Origin of the sequence: Microcoleus sp. N9_A1, assembly GCF_036701795.1 — a bacterium.
Lineage (GTDB): Bacteria > Cyanobacteriota > Cyanobacteriia > Cyanobacteriales > Microcoleaceae > Microcoleus.
Genome location: NZ_JAUBRI010000004.1, coordinates 1 through 16,093 on the forward strand (window position 1 = coordinate 1; position 16,093 = coordinate 16,093).

A 16,093-nucleotide genomic window follows, 5' to 3' on the forward strand; every position below is an offset into this window, starting at 1 on the left:
TCGTTGAATCACCCTTATTTTCGCCTGGTTTAATTGATTTTATACTACCCCCTCGTAAAAAACCTACACCTGTCAGGGGGGGTTGGGGGGGTAATATCTAGCGCTACTTTATGAAATTGGCATAAGATGTCTTGCCGAAAAAGGTTGACTGTTGTCCATAACTCTAATTTGTATTTTTTTTACCCACAAACTTTTGTTACTCATCAATAAAAGCTATTTCCAGGATTTCTGACATCTTGTGGAGTATCTGGTAAAGCCAGCGCCGCCTTTTTGAATCAACAATCTCAATCTATTTAGCGACGAGAATGTCAAAAATCATCCCCTAATTATGCCACGCCTATCAACTAAGGAATGAAAATTTGCTCGTTACCAGGCTCTGCCTGGTAATGCAGATCCGGAGGCTCTGCCTCCTTTGAGGAAAGCAACTTACAGGAGAGAAGACTGTAGGAGGTGTTTAAGTTATTAAGTTTTCGATCCTAAGCTCCTATTCTCTGAAGTGATGTCGTCAAACCAGCTTTATCTCAATTATTTTTAATTGCTTACAATTAGATTGTAAAAAATATTATATAAAACATTCAAGTCTCGCTTAGAAAATTACTATTTCATAATTCGGTCTCAAAAATATGTTAAGAAAAATGTAATTAAATGAATATTGCGCCAGATAGAGCGACAATATTAGATATTAAATCTAAGAAGCTTCAGGCTTAACAAAAGCAGTAGGAATACGTAGGTATGACTAATATCACAAATCTTTTTCTAGGATATCACATTAACGAGCAAATATACGCAGGAAATCGAACTCTAGTTTATCGTGGACTTCGGTGTTCCAATGGGCAGCCAGTCGCGATCAAACTTCTGCGAAATGACTTTCCCCGCTTCAATGAACTCGTTCACTTCCGCAACCAGTACATCATTGCTAAAAACTTAGAGATTCCTGGCAGTGTTAAGGCATACAGTCTGGAGACTTACCATAACCACTATGCTCTGGTGATGGAAGACTTTGGGGGAATTTCCTTAAGTAGCTACCTCGCTAGTCTAGTAGAAGCTAGCAAGGAACCAGTAGAAGGCTTGCCCGTTAACGAATTTCTTCCGATTGCAATTCAAATTGCCAACGCCCTTGACGGACTTTATCGCCACCACGTCATCCATAAAGACCTCAAACCCGCCAACATTCTGATTAACCCCACCAGCAAAGAAGTTAAGCTGATTGACTTCAGCATCGCCTCACTGCTACCTCGCGAAACCCAAGAAATTCACAATCCCAATGTCCTCGAAGGCACTTTACCCTACATATCTCCAGAACAAACTGGCAGGATGAACCGAGGCATTGATTACCGCACAGATTTCTACTCGCTAGGAGTAACATTCTACGAATTACTAACAGGAAAGTTACCATTCCAAACAGACGATCCAATGGATTTGGTACACTGTCACCTTGCCAAACAACCTATCCCAGCCTCAATTGTCAACCAGAACGTTCCATTGGTGCTGTCTGAGATTGTCAGCAAACTGATGGCGAAGAATGCTGAAGCTCGCTATCAAAGTGCGATCGGACTAAAGTACGATTTGGAAACTTGTTTATCTCAGTGGAAAGAGACAGGGGAGCTGACTAACTTTAGCATAGGGGAGCGAGATTTGTGCGATCACTTCATCATCCCCGAAAAATTATACGGTAGAGAGACCGAAGTATTCTCCCTGCTATCGGCCTTCGAGCGCGTCAGTCAAGGCAGCACCGAAATGATCCTCGTTGCCGGTTTCTCCGGCATTGGCAAAACCGCTGTCGTCAACGAAGTTCACAAACCAATTGTCAGACAGCGAGGCTACTTTATAAAAGGTAAATTCGACCAATTCCAACGCACCCTACCCTTTAGTGCATTTGTCCAAGCTTTTCGCGATTTAATGGGACAACTGCTATCGGAAACAGATGCTAAAGTTGAGCAGTGGAAGTTAGAAATTTTGGCAGCTTTGGCCGATAGCGCTCAGGTAATCGTTGAAGTCATTCCCGAACTAGAACGGATTATCGGACAGCAAGCGCCAGTCCCCGAACTTTCTGGCAGTGCCGGTCAAAATCGCTTCAATTTGTTGTTTGAAAAATTCATTCAATTATTCACAACAAAAGAACATCCTTTAGTGATTTTTTTGGACGATTTGCAATGGGCAGACTCAGCATCGTTAAAATTAATTCAACTGCTGATGAGTGCTACCGATAACTGCTATCTCTTATTAATAGGAGCTTATCGGGATAATGAAGTATTTCCAGCGCATCCATTGATGCTGATGTTAGCAGAGATTCAAAAAACCGCAGCCAAGGTGAATACTATTACCTTAGCTCCCCTCGATCGAGCAGACGTAAATAGTTTAGTGGCTGATACTCTAGTTTGTTCTACACCGTTGGCTCTGCCTTTGACAGAACTCGTTTATCAAAAAACCCTAGGCAATCCATTTTTTAGCACACAATTCCTCAAATCTTTGCATGAAGATGGGCTAATTGAATTTAATTTTGTAGCTCGGTATTGGCAGTGCGATATTGCTCTCGTGCGAAGCTTGGCACTAACGGATGATGTAGTAGAATTCATGGCACTTCAGTTGCGAAAGTTGCCAACCAGGACACAGGAAGTTTTAAAGTTAGCTGCTTGTATTGGCAATCAGTTCGATTTGGCGACGTTAGCAATTGTTGATGAAAATTCGCCAGTAGAAACCGCAACAGCTTTATGGAAGGCATTACAAGACGGGCTAATTTTACCCATTAGTGAAATTTACAAGTTTTATCAAGCAGAAGGGAATAGCGAATTAGTAATCGGTAATGGCAAAAAATCTGACCAATTACCAATTACCCACGACCAATTACCCAAATACAAGTTTTTACACGATCGCGTCCAACAAGCTGCCTATTCCCTGATTCCTGAAGAGCAAAAGCGATCGACTCACTTAAAAATCGGTCAACTGCTGTTAAAGAATACGCCAGAAGCCGATCGAGAAGAAAGAATTTTTGATATTGTCAACCACTTGAATGTGGGAGTTGAGCTAATCACCCACGAGCTAGAGAGGGAGCAATTAGCAAGGTTGAATCTGGTTGCCGGAAAGAAAGCCAAAGCTGCTACAGCCTATTCTGCTGCGGTTGAATATTTCAATATTGGCAGGGAATTACTCGCAGAAAATAGTGGGCAGAATCAATACGAACTAACATTAGTGCTGTATACAGAAGCAGCAGAAGCGGCATATCTAAGCGGTGACTTTGACCTGATGGAAAAATTAGCATCAGTCGTGGAAAGCTGCGCCAAAACGCTACTGGACAAAGTGAAGGTGTATGAAGTACAGATGCAAGCTTATATGGCGCAAAATAAGCTACAGGAAGCGCTGAATACGGGACTGCAAGTTTTAAAACAGTTGGGGGTAGAGTTTCCCTCCGAGCCAAATCCGTCTGATATTGGGCAGGCATTAGGGGAAACGGCGTCAATTTTGAGCAGAACGCGAACTGAGGACTTAATCGATCTCCCTCAAATGACCGATCCCTCTAAACTAGCAGCCATGAAACTTTTATCAAGTATCTTTGCTCCTGCCTACATTGCTGCTCCTGCACTGTTGCCCTTGACGGTGTGCAAACAAGTACAATTATCCGTCCAATATGGGAATGCTTCCGTTTCTCCCTTTGCTTACGCCAATTATGGTTTTCTGCTTTGTGGAGTTGTGGAAGATATTGATTCAGGTTATCAGTTCGGTCAATTGGCTTTAAGTCTAGTGTCAAAGTTAAATGCTCAAGAAATCAAAGCCAAGACAGCCTTCATAGTAAATTTATTTATCCGACATTGCAAAGAGCATCTCAGAGAAACTTTAGAGCCTTTGGTGTCAGCTTACTCTAGCGGAAGGGAGACAGGAGATTTAGAATATGCAGGCTATAATTTATTACAGTGCTCCTGTTCAGCTTACTATAGTGGTAAAGAACTGACTGTCCTGGAAAGAGAGATAGCAAGAAACAGAGATGCTATTCATAAAATCAAGCAAGAAACAGCGCTTAATTATATAGAAATCTATTGGCAGGCTATCTTAAATTTGCTGGAAAAAAGTGAAAACTTATGCCTTCTAAAGGGTAAAGCCTGCGATGAGACGATGAAGTTGCCATTTTACCAGCAAGCGAACGACAAAGTGGGAGTTGCATACATATATTTAAACAAACTTTTACTTTGTTATTGGTTTGAAAATTACTCAGAAGCGATTGAGAATATCACTATAGCAGAGAAGTATTTAGATGCAGTGGTAGGAATGCCAGTTGTTCCTGTTTTCCATTTCTACGATTCTCTGGTGCGGTTGGCGGTGTACCCTGATAATCCACAGGCAGATCAACAGGGCATTCTTGACAGAGTACAAGCTAATCAAGAAAAAATGCAAAAATGGGCGCATCATGCCCCAATGAATTATCTGCACAAATTCTATCTAGTGGAGGCAGAACGGCATCGGGTTTTAAACCAAAAAGTAGAGGCGATCGAAATGTATGACAAGGCGATCGCCCTCGCGCAAGAAAACGAGTACATCAACGAAGAAGCTCTAGCCCACGAACTCGCCGCCAAATTTTATTTGGAATGGGGGAAAGAAAAACTGGCAAAACCCTATTTAATTGATGCTTACTATGCCTACGCTCGTTGGGGAGCAAAAGCAAAGATTGATTATCTAGAACAGCGCTATCCCAAATTGCTTGCTCCGATCCTGCAACAGGAGCGAAGTCGCCAGTATCCAAGCGAAACAATTCATACCTCCAGCAATAGTGAATCATCCCTATCTAACACGAATAGAACACTTATCGGTACCACTAGCTGCAGTTCGGAATTAGTAGATTTGCCGACAGTTATCAAAGCTTCTCAAGCTTTATCTAGCGAAATTAAACTCGATCAATTGCTCACTACCCTGATGCAAGTGGTGGTGAAGAATGCCGGAGCACAAACCGGAGCATTAATTTTGAATGAAGAGGGAAACTGGAAGATAAATGTCCACTGCACAAATCGTCAAGACTGCCTTCTGCAATCTATTCCGGTTGAGGAGAGCGAAGTAATTCCTCTAACCCTAATCAACTACGTCAAACGTACAAAAGAAACCCTAGTTTTTGATAATGGTAGCACTCAACCAAGATTTGCATCTGACCCCTACATTATCCAACAGCAATCTAAGAGTATCCTCTGCACTCCCATCCTTTATCAAGGCAAGATGATGGGGATTTTGTATCTGGAAAATAATCTAGCAACAGGAGTATTCACGCGCGATCGCGTCGCCATCCTCAACATCCTCTGCTCCCAAGCTGCAATTTCCTTACAAAACGCCCAATTGTATCAACAATCTCAGGATTATGCCCAAAAACTAGAGTCCTCTATCCACAATCTTCAACAGATGCAACTGCAATTGGTGCAGGGTGAGAAGATGTCTGCTCTCGGAAATTTAGTCGCAGGAGTAGCCCACGAAATTAACAATCCCGTAGGCTTTATCGCTGGCAATTTGCAACCTGCTCAAGAATACGTGGGGGATTTATTCCACTTGATTGACTTGTATCAAGAAAAATTTCCCGCTCCGGGAGTGGAAATTGAATCAGAAATTGAGGAGATGGACTTGGAGTATTTGCGAGAAGATTTGCCGAAATTGATTAGCTCAATGAATGAGGGAGTCGATCGCATTCGTAATATCAGTACGAGTTTGAGAACGTTTTCTAGGGCTGATAGCGATCGACCAGTTTCTTTCAATATTCACGACGGACTTGAAAGCACTCTGCTGATTCTCAAGCACCGTTTAAAAGCGAGCGAGTTACGCCCTGCTATTGAAGTTGTGAAAGAGTATGGTAACTTGCCCCTAGTAAAATGCTTTCCCGGACAGTTGAACCAGGTATTTATGAATGTGCTGGCTAATGCCATTGACGCTCTGGAGGAGTCAAATAAGGGGCGCAGTTTTAGTGAAATTAAAGTCCTACCTAATCAAATCACGGTTCAAACTGCTCTGAGCGAAGATAAAAATCCGGTTTTGATTCGGATTAAGGATAATGGAGTGGGGATGTCGAAGGAAGTCAAGGAAAACATCTTTAACCATTTATTTACAACTAAGGCTGTGGGTCAAGGAACTGGATTGGGATTGTCGATCGCCAACCACATTGTTGTGGAAAAACATGGAGGTATATTACTCGTTAATTCCTCATTGGGGCAGGGTTCGGAGTTTGTGATTTCTATTCCGGTATGAGCAGTTCGTGCTAGACTTTAACGCAATTAGCGCCGTTTAGGTAAGAAGAAATATAGGGATATTCCGGCTTTCTAGATACCTATAGCAATCCTAAATGACTCGTAAACTTTTTACCCTGCCCCAACCCTCCCCTTGCTAAGGAGAGGGAGTAAGAAATTCACAAATGATTTACGATTGCTATATTCGTTTAGGATTGAAATTGTGAGTTGTAAGTCAATACGGTTCACTTAACATTATGCCCCGGAGATCCCCCTAAATCCCCCTTAAGAAGGGGGACTTTGAGGGGATTCTTGTTCCCCCCTTTTTAAGAGGTGTGCCTGGGAGATCGTCTTAAGTAAATTGTATTGAGTTATAAGTTGTGATATCAATTCCGGTTGCACTCTTTATGATGTTAACAGTCAACAGTCAACAGTCAACAGTCAACAGTCAACAGTCAACAGTCAACAGTCAACAGTGAATTTACTATTCCGATGAAGAGAGGATTTGATATGAAATGTAATTTGTCTTATTGGCGTTCAATATTGTCAGTCTCGATATTACCTGTACTGGCGATCGCCCAGTCTTTGCTTTGGAATCAACCCGGAAGAGCGCAAGAGGCTTCGAGTGGGAGAACTTCTAGTTTTTCCTCCAATCCATTACACAATTTATTGCCCTCTTCCTTGTTCCTGAATCGTGAATTAACGGAGGTCAATTTGGCTCAATCTGTACCGCCAGTTGCCAGAATTAAACAAGGTCGCCAAGTGTCTCTCAACGGCCGGATTCTGCCCTTAGCTTGGACTGTGCAGCCAACAAACAGCACTTCGGCAAATTTCCGAACTTGGATTGCTGATGTTGGCTTGATGCAGAGTGCGGGAGTGGATTTGCTCAACACCGCCGACAGTAATAAACAACCGGTGCAGTGGTTTTCGGTATCTTTCACCGATGCTAAAAGTTTGACAGCCAGGGCAACAGGCCCGTATCGTTACTTAGATGTTACAGATTTTGCTAAACTTGCAGGCTGGCAGATATCAGCAGAGGGCAATGTTCTAAAAATTACTTCTCCAACTGCCAATATTACCGGCATTCGGCAAGCTGCGAGAGAATGGGGCGATCGCACAGTGATCGAGATCGATCGCCCCGCCCCGTGGCAAGTCAACTTCGTCGATACGCCGAGCCCGTCCCCAACAACCCCACCGCGAGACACTCCCGACGACCCCACAAAGCCTGCTATCCCGCAGCAGACAGCGCCCCCAGCCCGAAACCTCGAAACACCAGACGATCCTACCAAACCCGCGCTCTCACAGCCGCTAGCGCCCTCTGCACCGATCGCCACTCAAGAATGGTCGATCGCGATCGATGCTAAGATCGATCGCACTTCGATCGATCGCGCTTTTGCAACCAGCCCACAAGTGCGATCGTTAAAAATCGAACCTGCGGGGAATCAAACCAAAGTCAAGGTACAAATTCCATTAGGTTGGCGGCCACAAGTTTTCAGTTTAGGAAATCCCAATAGATTAGTAATCGACATTCGCCCGGATTCCCTAGTAGAAAAAAACATTCTTTGGGCTCCGGGCGTGCGGTGGCGGCAGCAATATCAAAATTTAGGAACCGCTCGTTTTCCCGTAGTTGGGTTAGAAATTAATCCCCGCCAATCCGGTGTCAAAATTAGACCGCTTTTGAGCAATCCGCCGACAGATCAAGGTACTGCACCTCTATTGCAAACAGCAGAACTTTCGGGAACTGCGGCTGCAATTAATGCCGGATTTTTCAATCGAATCAATCGATTAGCTTTAGGCGCGATTCGGCGGGAAAATAAATGGCTTTCCGGGCCAATTTTGAATCGGGGGGCGATCGCTTGGAACGATCGGGGCGAATTTGCGATCGATCGTTTGACTTTGCAAGAAACTTTGATAACTCCTGCAAATCAACGTTTGTCTGTTTCACAGTTAAATAGTGCCTACGTGACATCAGGAATCGGTCGCTACAATCCCGATTGGGGAAAAACTTATACTCCGTTTTCTGATAATGAAATAGTTGTGACAGTTGCGGGTGATAAAGTTGTCAGCCAATCTCCCGGAGGCGCGCCGGGAACAACAAATTTCCCGATTCCAGCAAACGGTTATGTTTTGGCTTGGCGTTCCAATTTTTCCCCTGCTTCTCAATTAACTGCTGGCACTTTATTGCGTTTGGAAACTAACACAATTCCGGCAGATTTTAACCGTTTTCCTTACATTCTAGGCGGCGGGCCGGTGTTGGTACAAAACAGTCGAGTTGTTTTGGATGCTAAGGCGGAAGGGTTTAGCGATGCCTATGTTCGACAGACGGCGATTCGGAGTGCGATCGGGCGAACTGCTGCCGGGAATTTGCTGATTGTAGCGGTGCACAATCGCGCGGGCGGGGCGGGCCCAAATTTTGCGGAACTGGCGCAGATATTGCAGCAAATGGGTGCTGTGGAGGCTTTAAATTTGGATGGGGGAAGTTCGACGAGTTTGTATTTGGGAGGGAGTTTGCTCGATCGCCCGCCGTCTACTGCTGCGAGAGTCCACAATGCGATCGGCATTTTCATTCAACCTTAGATTGATCTAATTGTCGGGGCGGGTTCACCCTAATCTATGTTGAGCGATAAGATTGCATAAGTCTTCGATCGATCTAGAAACCGCAGATGTCAGGCAGATAAACACAGATTAACGCAGATAATTGAAGGATCGGAAAGCTTGGGAATGCAAGATGTCTAATCTAAATAAGCCCGCCCCCCAACAATTCGCAATCTCCCTCAAATTTATTTGAAACCTCTGGTTATTACTAGATTTGTAGTCAGCACTAAACTAAAGTTCTTAAAGCTGAGGTAATAAAAAAATGAAGTCCTGACTACAAACAAATACGATCGCCAGATTGGATTTTTGCAGAGCATCGCTCGGCCAGACTCTAAATCAGCCTTGTTGCCGGGAACAGCACCTTAAAACTGATAGACTTGTAGCAAAAGCCGATCGCCCGAAGCAAGCTGCATCACAGGAATAGTCGAAATAACAGGAATCATAGACAACGAAACTTGAGGAATGGGGAATGGGGAATGGGGAATGGGGCATGGGGCATTGGTAACTGGTAACTGGTAACTGGTAATTGTTACTAATGACTAATGACTAATGACTAATGACTAATGACTTCATAGCCGATTTGCGGGCGTTGGTCTAAAATCAATACAGTCCTCTGCTGACTTGCTTTCAGCAAGATTTAAGCATACTTACCCTGCAACCTTATAATAATCCTTGTGCCAGACACTGCCCAGAACCGCCCAGAGCTGGATCTGAAGACCATATTTCCCTTCGAGCTAGATAACTTTCAGAGAGAGGCGATCGCCGCCCTCGATGCAGGTAAATCCGTTGTCGTGTGCGCTCCCACAGGCTCAGGGAAAACGTTAATCGGGGAATACGCCATCCATCAAGCACTCTCCAGGGGGCGGCGCGTCTTCTACACCACTCCCCTCAAAGCTCTCTCCAACCAAAAGCTGCGCGACTTCCGCAGTCAATTTGGAGACGACAACGTAGGTTTGCTGACGGGTGACATCTCCTTCAATCGAGATGCCCCGATTTTGGTGATGACTACCGAAATATTTCGGAATATGCTCTACGGTACGCCGATCGGAGCAGTCGGTACTTCCCTCACCGGAGTCGAAACCGTGGTGCTTGACGAGTGTCACTACATGAACGATCGCCAGCGCGGTACCGTCTGGGAAGAATCCATCATCTACTGTTCCGGCGAAATTCAACTGCTCGCCCTCTCAGCAACCGTTGCCAATAGCGGGCAACTCACAGACTGGATTAACAAAGTCCACGGGCCCACAGAGCTCGTCTACTCAGACTTTCGGCCAGTGCCGCTGCAATTTCACTTCGCCAATCAAAAAGGGATATTTCCCCTGCTAGACGAGACTGGCAAAAGAGCTAATCTGCGGTTAATCCCCAAAAAGAAGGGGCAAAAAGTAGAAAGAGGTAGCATCCCCACTCCGAGTTTGACCGAAGTTTTGTCCCGGTTGGACGATCGAGATATGCTACCAGCAATTTACTTCATCTTCAGCCGTCGCGGGTGCGACCAAGCAGTCGCAGAAGTCGGCAATTTCTCCCTGGTTAACGAAGCCGAAACAGCCGAACTCAAACGCATCATTGACGATTTTTTACAGCGAAACCCAGAAGCAGAACGCTTAGGTCAAAAAGAAGCACTTTTAAAAGGCATCGCAGCCCACCACGCAGGCATTTTACCCGCTTGGAAAGGCTTAGTAGAAGAACTCTTTGGCAGAGGTTTGATTAAAGTCGTATTTGCCACCGAAACCCTAGCAGCCGGGATTAATATGCCCGCCCGCACCACAGTCATTTCCACCTTGTCCAAGCGCACCGACAAGGGACACCGACTGCTAAACGCTTCAGAATTCCTGCAAATGGCCGGTCGGGCGGGTCGCCGGGGCATGGACAAGCTGGGGCACGTCGTCGCAGTTCAGACGCGCTTTGAAGGCGCAAAAGAAGCCTCCTATTTGGCCACTGCCAAAGCCGACCCCCTCGCCAGTCAATTTACACCCAGCTACGGCATGGTGCTGAATTTGCTGCAAACTCACACTATCGATCAAGCTCAAGAGTTGGTAGAGCGGAGTTTTGGTCAATACCTGTCAACCTTGTACTTGCAGCCGCAGCAATCAGAATTAGACCGATTGCAAACAGAATTGGCGGTGCTTGAAGAGTCCCTGGCGGCCGGAGGTAATGTCTCTACCATGGAAAAACACCTCGCCCATTACGAAAAATTGCAGGGAAGGCTCAAAGAAGATAAACGTTTGCTGAAAACTCTATTGCAGCAAGCTGAAGAAGCCAGATTTAAGGAGATGTCCGTAGCTGTGGCTTTTGCAGTGCTCGGAACGGTTCTGAGTCTCAAGGGCAAGCACGTTCCGACAGCAAAACGATCGCACACAACTCCCGTGCCCGCCGTATTAGTTGCCAAAATCGCAGGTTCCGGCCAAGCACCAAATTTGGTGTGCTTGGGCAAAGATAACCGCTGGTATATCGTCGCCATTAGCGATGTCGCTACCCTGCACGCCGAATTACCCCGCTTGAGCGTTGCAGATACCTTGAACCCGCCGTCGGAAATGCCCCTGAGACTCGGCCAGTGCCGCTTGGGAACTGAAGAAACTGCTTCAATTGCCAAATCGATCCCAGAATTGCCCGTACCGGAACCGAGCCCAGAGGCGATCGAGCAACAGCAAAAAATCGCAGCCGTAGAAGCTAAACTAGAAACTCACCCGGTTCTAGAATGGGGCAATCCCGGTACTTTGCTCAAACGCCAGCGCCGCCGGGAGGAATTCAAAAAAGAAATCCGCAAAAGCGAACAAGACTTAGAAAAGCAGCGAGCTCGCTACTGGGAGCAATTTCTCAACTTAATCGACATCTTGCTAAATTTTGGCTGTTTGGAAAGAGTAGTTTCGGCAAATGTAAACCGAGATGACTCCTCCGACAGGTTGGTACCCACAATCTTAGGCCAAGCTTGCGCCGCCATTCGCGGCGATAACGAACTGTGGCTGGGTTTGTCTCTGATGTCTGCCGAGTTTGACGAACTCGACCCCCACCACCTCGCTGCTGCTTGCGCGGCCTTAGTTACAGAAGTTTCCAGGCCCGACAGTTGGACTCACTACTCGCTGTCGCCAGAAGTTTTGGCACCTTTGGACAACCTGCAAAAAGGCTTGCGGCGCCGATTGTTTCAAGTGCAGTACCGCCACGAAGCTGCGATCCCAATTTGGCTGGAACGGGATTTAGTGACTTTGGTGGAACAGTGGGCTCTGGGTGTGGAATGGCTGGAACTGATTAGCCATACGAGTTTGGATGAAGGGGATGTGGTGCGGATTTTGCGCCGGACTTTGGATTTCTTGTCTCAGATTCCTCATGTTCCTCATGTTTCGGATTCTTTGCGGAGGAATGCTTTTCGGGCGATGCAGTTGATCGATCGATTCCCGGTGAATGAAGCTGCAACGCCAGAAAATAGTTGACTGTTGACTGTTGACTGTTGGCTGTTGGCTGTTGGCTGTTGACATTTGGCTGTAAGCTGTGCGGCATCTAAATTGTATTTTTGGTTTTTCAACCCAAATGCACCCAGGTTTTAATCTAAAATTGTTTTCGGTTGCATCTCATATGTTGCACCATTCTCAATTAGCCTTTTAGGAACAGGCAAGATGCCTGTTCCACAAGAAAAATTATCTTTTGTGGAACGGGCATCTTGCCCGTTCTTGAGAATGGTGCAAGATGTGAGTTGCATCGGTATTGTTCAAATGTCCAAACAGTCAACAGTCAACAGTCAACAGTCAACAGTCAACAGCCAACAGTCAACACTCATGAGGAATACACCCAGATTTTAATCTAAAATCCAAAATCCAAAATCTAAAATCGATAGATCGCATATTTTCCTGATTCAGGTTGCAGAACAGGATAAAAAATTGTATGGTGCGGATCGATAGCTCGAAATTGTTATTGAAATTTTATATAGCGGTGTGGTGGATAATTATCGTGTCAATGCAACAAATTAAACAAATCGCTCGAATGAATGAAGCCTGCTCCCAGGTTCAAAAAATTCGCTTTTTCACTTTCTTACAAAAAGTATTAATTGGAACTCTAGCGAGTACATTACTCAATCTCTTCATCATATTTCCCTCTCCGAGTTTCGCAGAAGTAGTTCTGGGCGTTGTTCGCAGTTCCGAGAATTCTCCCGATTGGGTGAAGATTACCACGCGCCTCTGGGAAAGCGGCATTGCTTACAAACCAATCAATCTCGAAGAAATCAAAAATGTGGCGGATTTAGCAGGCGTAAACGTGCTGTTTTTGCCCAATATTGAAACTTTGACTCCGGCACAAATTAAAGTTTTAGAAGCTTGGGCCTCCCAGGGCGGCCGCTTGATTGCTTCGGGCCCAGTCGGCCGCAGTTCGCCGGCCTTGGTGCGCCAATCTTTACGATCGCTCCTAGGGGCCTATTGGGCTTTTCCATTAACCCAGCCGGCGAGCCCGCAACCGCGCAACCGCTGTCGGGATCTGGCTTGCACTACTTCTAGCAGTTGGGTGCCACCAGAACAAAAAAATGCCTCAGTCCAAGGCGGTGTCTTGATTCCTGCTGATGCAAACAGTCAAACTATTGCTACTTGGAAAGATAGTTCCGGTTCCTCCGCAGCCATCGCCACGGATCGCGCTACCTATCTCGGCTGGCGCTGGGGTAGCGACGGTTCGGCAAATGTAGATAAGGCTTGGCTGCAAGCCTCGATCGCCCGCTGGGGAGGCACAATCGCTTCTGGGCCTGTAGTGCCGCCTACTGCTGCTGCGACCCCACTGCCAACTCCCCCCTCCAGAGTCACTAGCAATAGCCCTATTTCGCCGCGTAGTACCCCGCTGAGCCGACTTTCTCCATCTCCCTCGCTTCCCGATTCAGTACCTGCAACTTTTACAGACCCTTCGGATCAGTCGGCGCAGCCTGGTTTGGACGTGCAGGCAAATTCCAATAAGCCGATCGTCAGCATTGAAGCGTACTTGATGCGCCAAGAACTCACTAACCTCCTGGGCCGGTTTGAAAGCGCCCTGACAGCATCTAATTCAGCCAATACCGCCATCAATCTCAATGCTGCTACCTCCCCTCAACTGGTGGCTGCAGAACAGGGGGGTGGTGGCCCGGCAGCCAGCCGCCCCCCTGTTCTGCAAGCGATCAGGAAGGGGGCGATCGCCCAAGCACGGCAGGTTTTGCAAACTTTTGACCAACTCCTGCAAGAGCAAAACTACGCGGAGGCTAGAAAGCAGTGGGTGGAAGCGCGGCAGTTGCTGTGGCAAAATTACCCGAAGGAAGGACAGCGCGTTGGGGCGGAAATTCGGGCGGTTTGGCTCGATCGCGGTACGATCGTCGCAGCACGATCTGAACAAGGTTTGGCTGCAGTGTTCGATCGACTCGCAGCCGCCGGTATCAATACCGTTTTCTTTGAAACTTTGAATGCCGGATATCCGATTTATCCCAGTCAAGTTGCACCGCAACAAAATCCCCTAACAGTTGGCTGGGACCCACTGGCATCTGCGGTTAAATTAGCTCACGAGCGAGGCATGGAACTGCACGCTTGGGTTTGGATTTTTGCCACAGGAAATAAGCGCCACAATACTTTAGTTGGCCAACCTAGTTCTTATCCAGGCCCGGTGCTTTCCGCTCATCCACAGTGGGCAAATATTGACAACAAAGGACGCATACAAAATCCTAACGATGGTAAATTTTATATCGATCCTGCGAACCCGGAAGCGCGTAATTATTTGCTACGAATTGTCAGCGAAATTGCTAATAACTACAAAGTAGATGGGGTGCAATTAGACTATATTCGCTATCCTTTTCAAGATGATAATGCGAATTTTACTTACGGTTACGGTATTGCTGCGAGGCAGCAATTTAGGCAGTTAACTGGTGCAGATCCGGTGAATATTTCCCCCAGGGACGGCAGTTTGTGGCGGCAGTGGGTTGAGTTTAAAACTAATCAAATTAATACTTTTGTCGCTGAAGTTTCTCAGCTTTTGCGGCAGAATTATCCGCGCACAATTCTGTCGGTGGCGGTGTTTCCGCACCCGGAAAGTCAGCGGATTTACAAAATTCAGCAAAATTGGGAAGTTTGGGCTCGTCAAGGCATTGTAGATTTGATTGTGCCGATGACTTATGCTTTGGATACGAACCGACTTCAGCGCATCACCGAACCGTTGCTAAAGGAACAAATGCTCGGTTCGGCTTTGATTTCTCCGTCGGTTAAGTTGTTGACTCTCCCGGAAGTTGTGGCGATCGACCAAATTCAAGCTTTGCGCGATTTGCCGACAGGGGGCTATGCTATTTTTGCCGTGGAAAGTATCAGCAGCGGGATGCAGGGGTTTTTTAACCGCACTCAAGGCTCGCCAGTGCGTTCCACTTCTGCTGCGGAGCCGATTCCTTACCGACAGCCGTTTGCGGCGGCGGCTTCGCGGTATACTGCTCTCAAGCAGGAATGGAGTTTTTTGTTGGCTAACAATCAGTTGCGGATGTCGGAATCTGAACTGAAAGTTTTGCAAAGTCGATCGGATGAATTGGCGCAAGCTTTGAGCAAATTGGCGGCCAATCCTTCAACGGAAAGTTTAGCAAATACTAAAAGATTGTTAAGGAGTTTTCAATCTCAATTTCAATCTTCGATGCGCTTGCATTCTGCTGAAAATAGCTATCAAGTTCAAACTTGGCAAAATCGTTTGGAGAGTTTGGATATGCTGTTACGTTACGGCGAAAGGATGGAGTTGAATCGCAGGTAATATCAAATCTGTTAGCATCGGAATTATTCCTATCTCTATTCTCTTTATCTGCGTGAATCAGCGTCAATCCCTTGTCATCTGCGGTGAAGAAATTCTCTTGTTTGACCGCAGATACAGGCAGATTAACACAAATTAACGCAGATGAATTAGATGGATTTCGGTTAATTGCACCATCTGTGATTGTTGACCCTTCGGCTTCGCTCATGGCATCGCTGTTGACTGAATTTTACTATTCCGATGCTACCGGAATTGATATAAATACAGATTTTTTGGGGGAGTTATTGTTAGCTACTTTTTGTTTAAACTGAGATGTTACACTATTCTCAATAACCCTGATCTGGGCGGGCAGGATGCCCACCCCACAAGAAAATGTAGTTGTTGTGGAACAGGCATCTTGCCTGTGAAGCCAAGAGTGAGTGTGATATTGTGGGCCGTTGCTCTTCTAGCCCACCCGTCCCAGACTTATCGAGAATGGTGCAATAAATCAGATGATTTCGACTTAGGTCGATCGCGCCCAACGATCTGTATCAGTAGTTACGAAAAAACTCTGATTAGAAATACGCTATTTTGATTTAAATTGCTCCACGTTACTGTCG

At 46.1% G+C, this 16,093-nt stretch carries 6 protein-coding genes; all 6 read left to right on the top strand.

Translation table 11 applies throughout. The features are described from left to right. The first annotated feature begins 732 nt into the window (after positions 1 to 732). Entirely contained in the window at positions 733 to 6,210 is a 5,478-nt protein-coding gene (locus QUA58_RS02560; protein ID WP_333392918.1) for an AAA family ATPase, read from the top strand. Positions 6,211 to 6,698: 488 nt separating this feature from the next. Then, on the top strand, positions 6,699 to 8,765 hold the full coding sequence (locus QUA58_RS02565; RefSeq protein WP_333392919.1) for a phosphodiester glycosidase family protein: 2,067 nt from the start codon (positions 6,699 to 6,701) through the stop codon (positions 8,763 to 8,765). 692 nt (positions 8,766 to 9,457) lie between these two features. Beyond that, positions 9,458 to 12,208: a DEAD/DEAH box helicase gene (locus tag QUA58_RS02570; protein ID WP_333255199.1), complete on the top strand. Its 2,751-nt coding sequence runs from the start codon at positions 9,458 to 9,460 to the stop codon at positions 12,206 to 12,208. A 183-nt stretch (positions 12,209 to 12,391) separates the two neighbouring features. Next, positions 12,392 to 12,574 carry a hypothetical protein gene (locus QUA58_RS02575; protein WP_333255197.1) on the top strand — a complete coding sequence of 61 codons (183 nt, stop codon included), beginning with the start codon at positions 12,392 to 12,394 and terminating at the stop codon, positions 12,572 to 12,574. 181 nt (positions 12,575 to 12,755) lie between these two features. After that, positions 12,756 to 15,497, top strand: coding sequence for a family 10 glycosylhydrolase (locus QUA58_RS02580; protein WP_333392920.1), 2,742 nt, complete (start codon positions 12,756 to 12,758; stop codon positions 15,495 to 15,497). 101 nt (positions 15,498 to 15,598) lie between these two features. After that, positions 15,599 to 15,805 carry a hypothetical protein gene (locus QUA58_RS02585; RefSeq protein WP_333392921.1) on the top strand — a complete coding sequence of 69 codons (207 nt, stop codon included), beginning with the start codon at positions 15,599 to 15,601 and terminating at the stop codon, positions 15,803 to 15,805. The last annotated feature ends 288 nt before the right edge of the window (positions 15,806 to 16,093 follow it).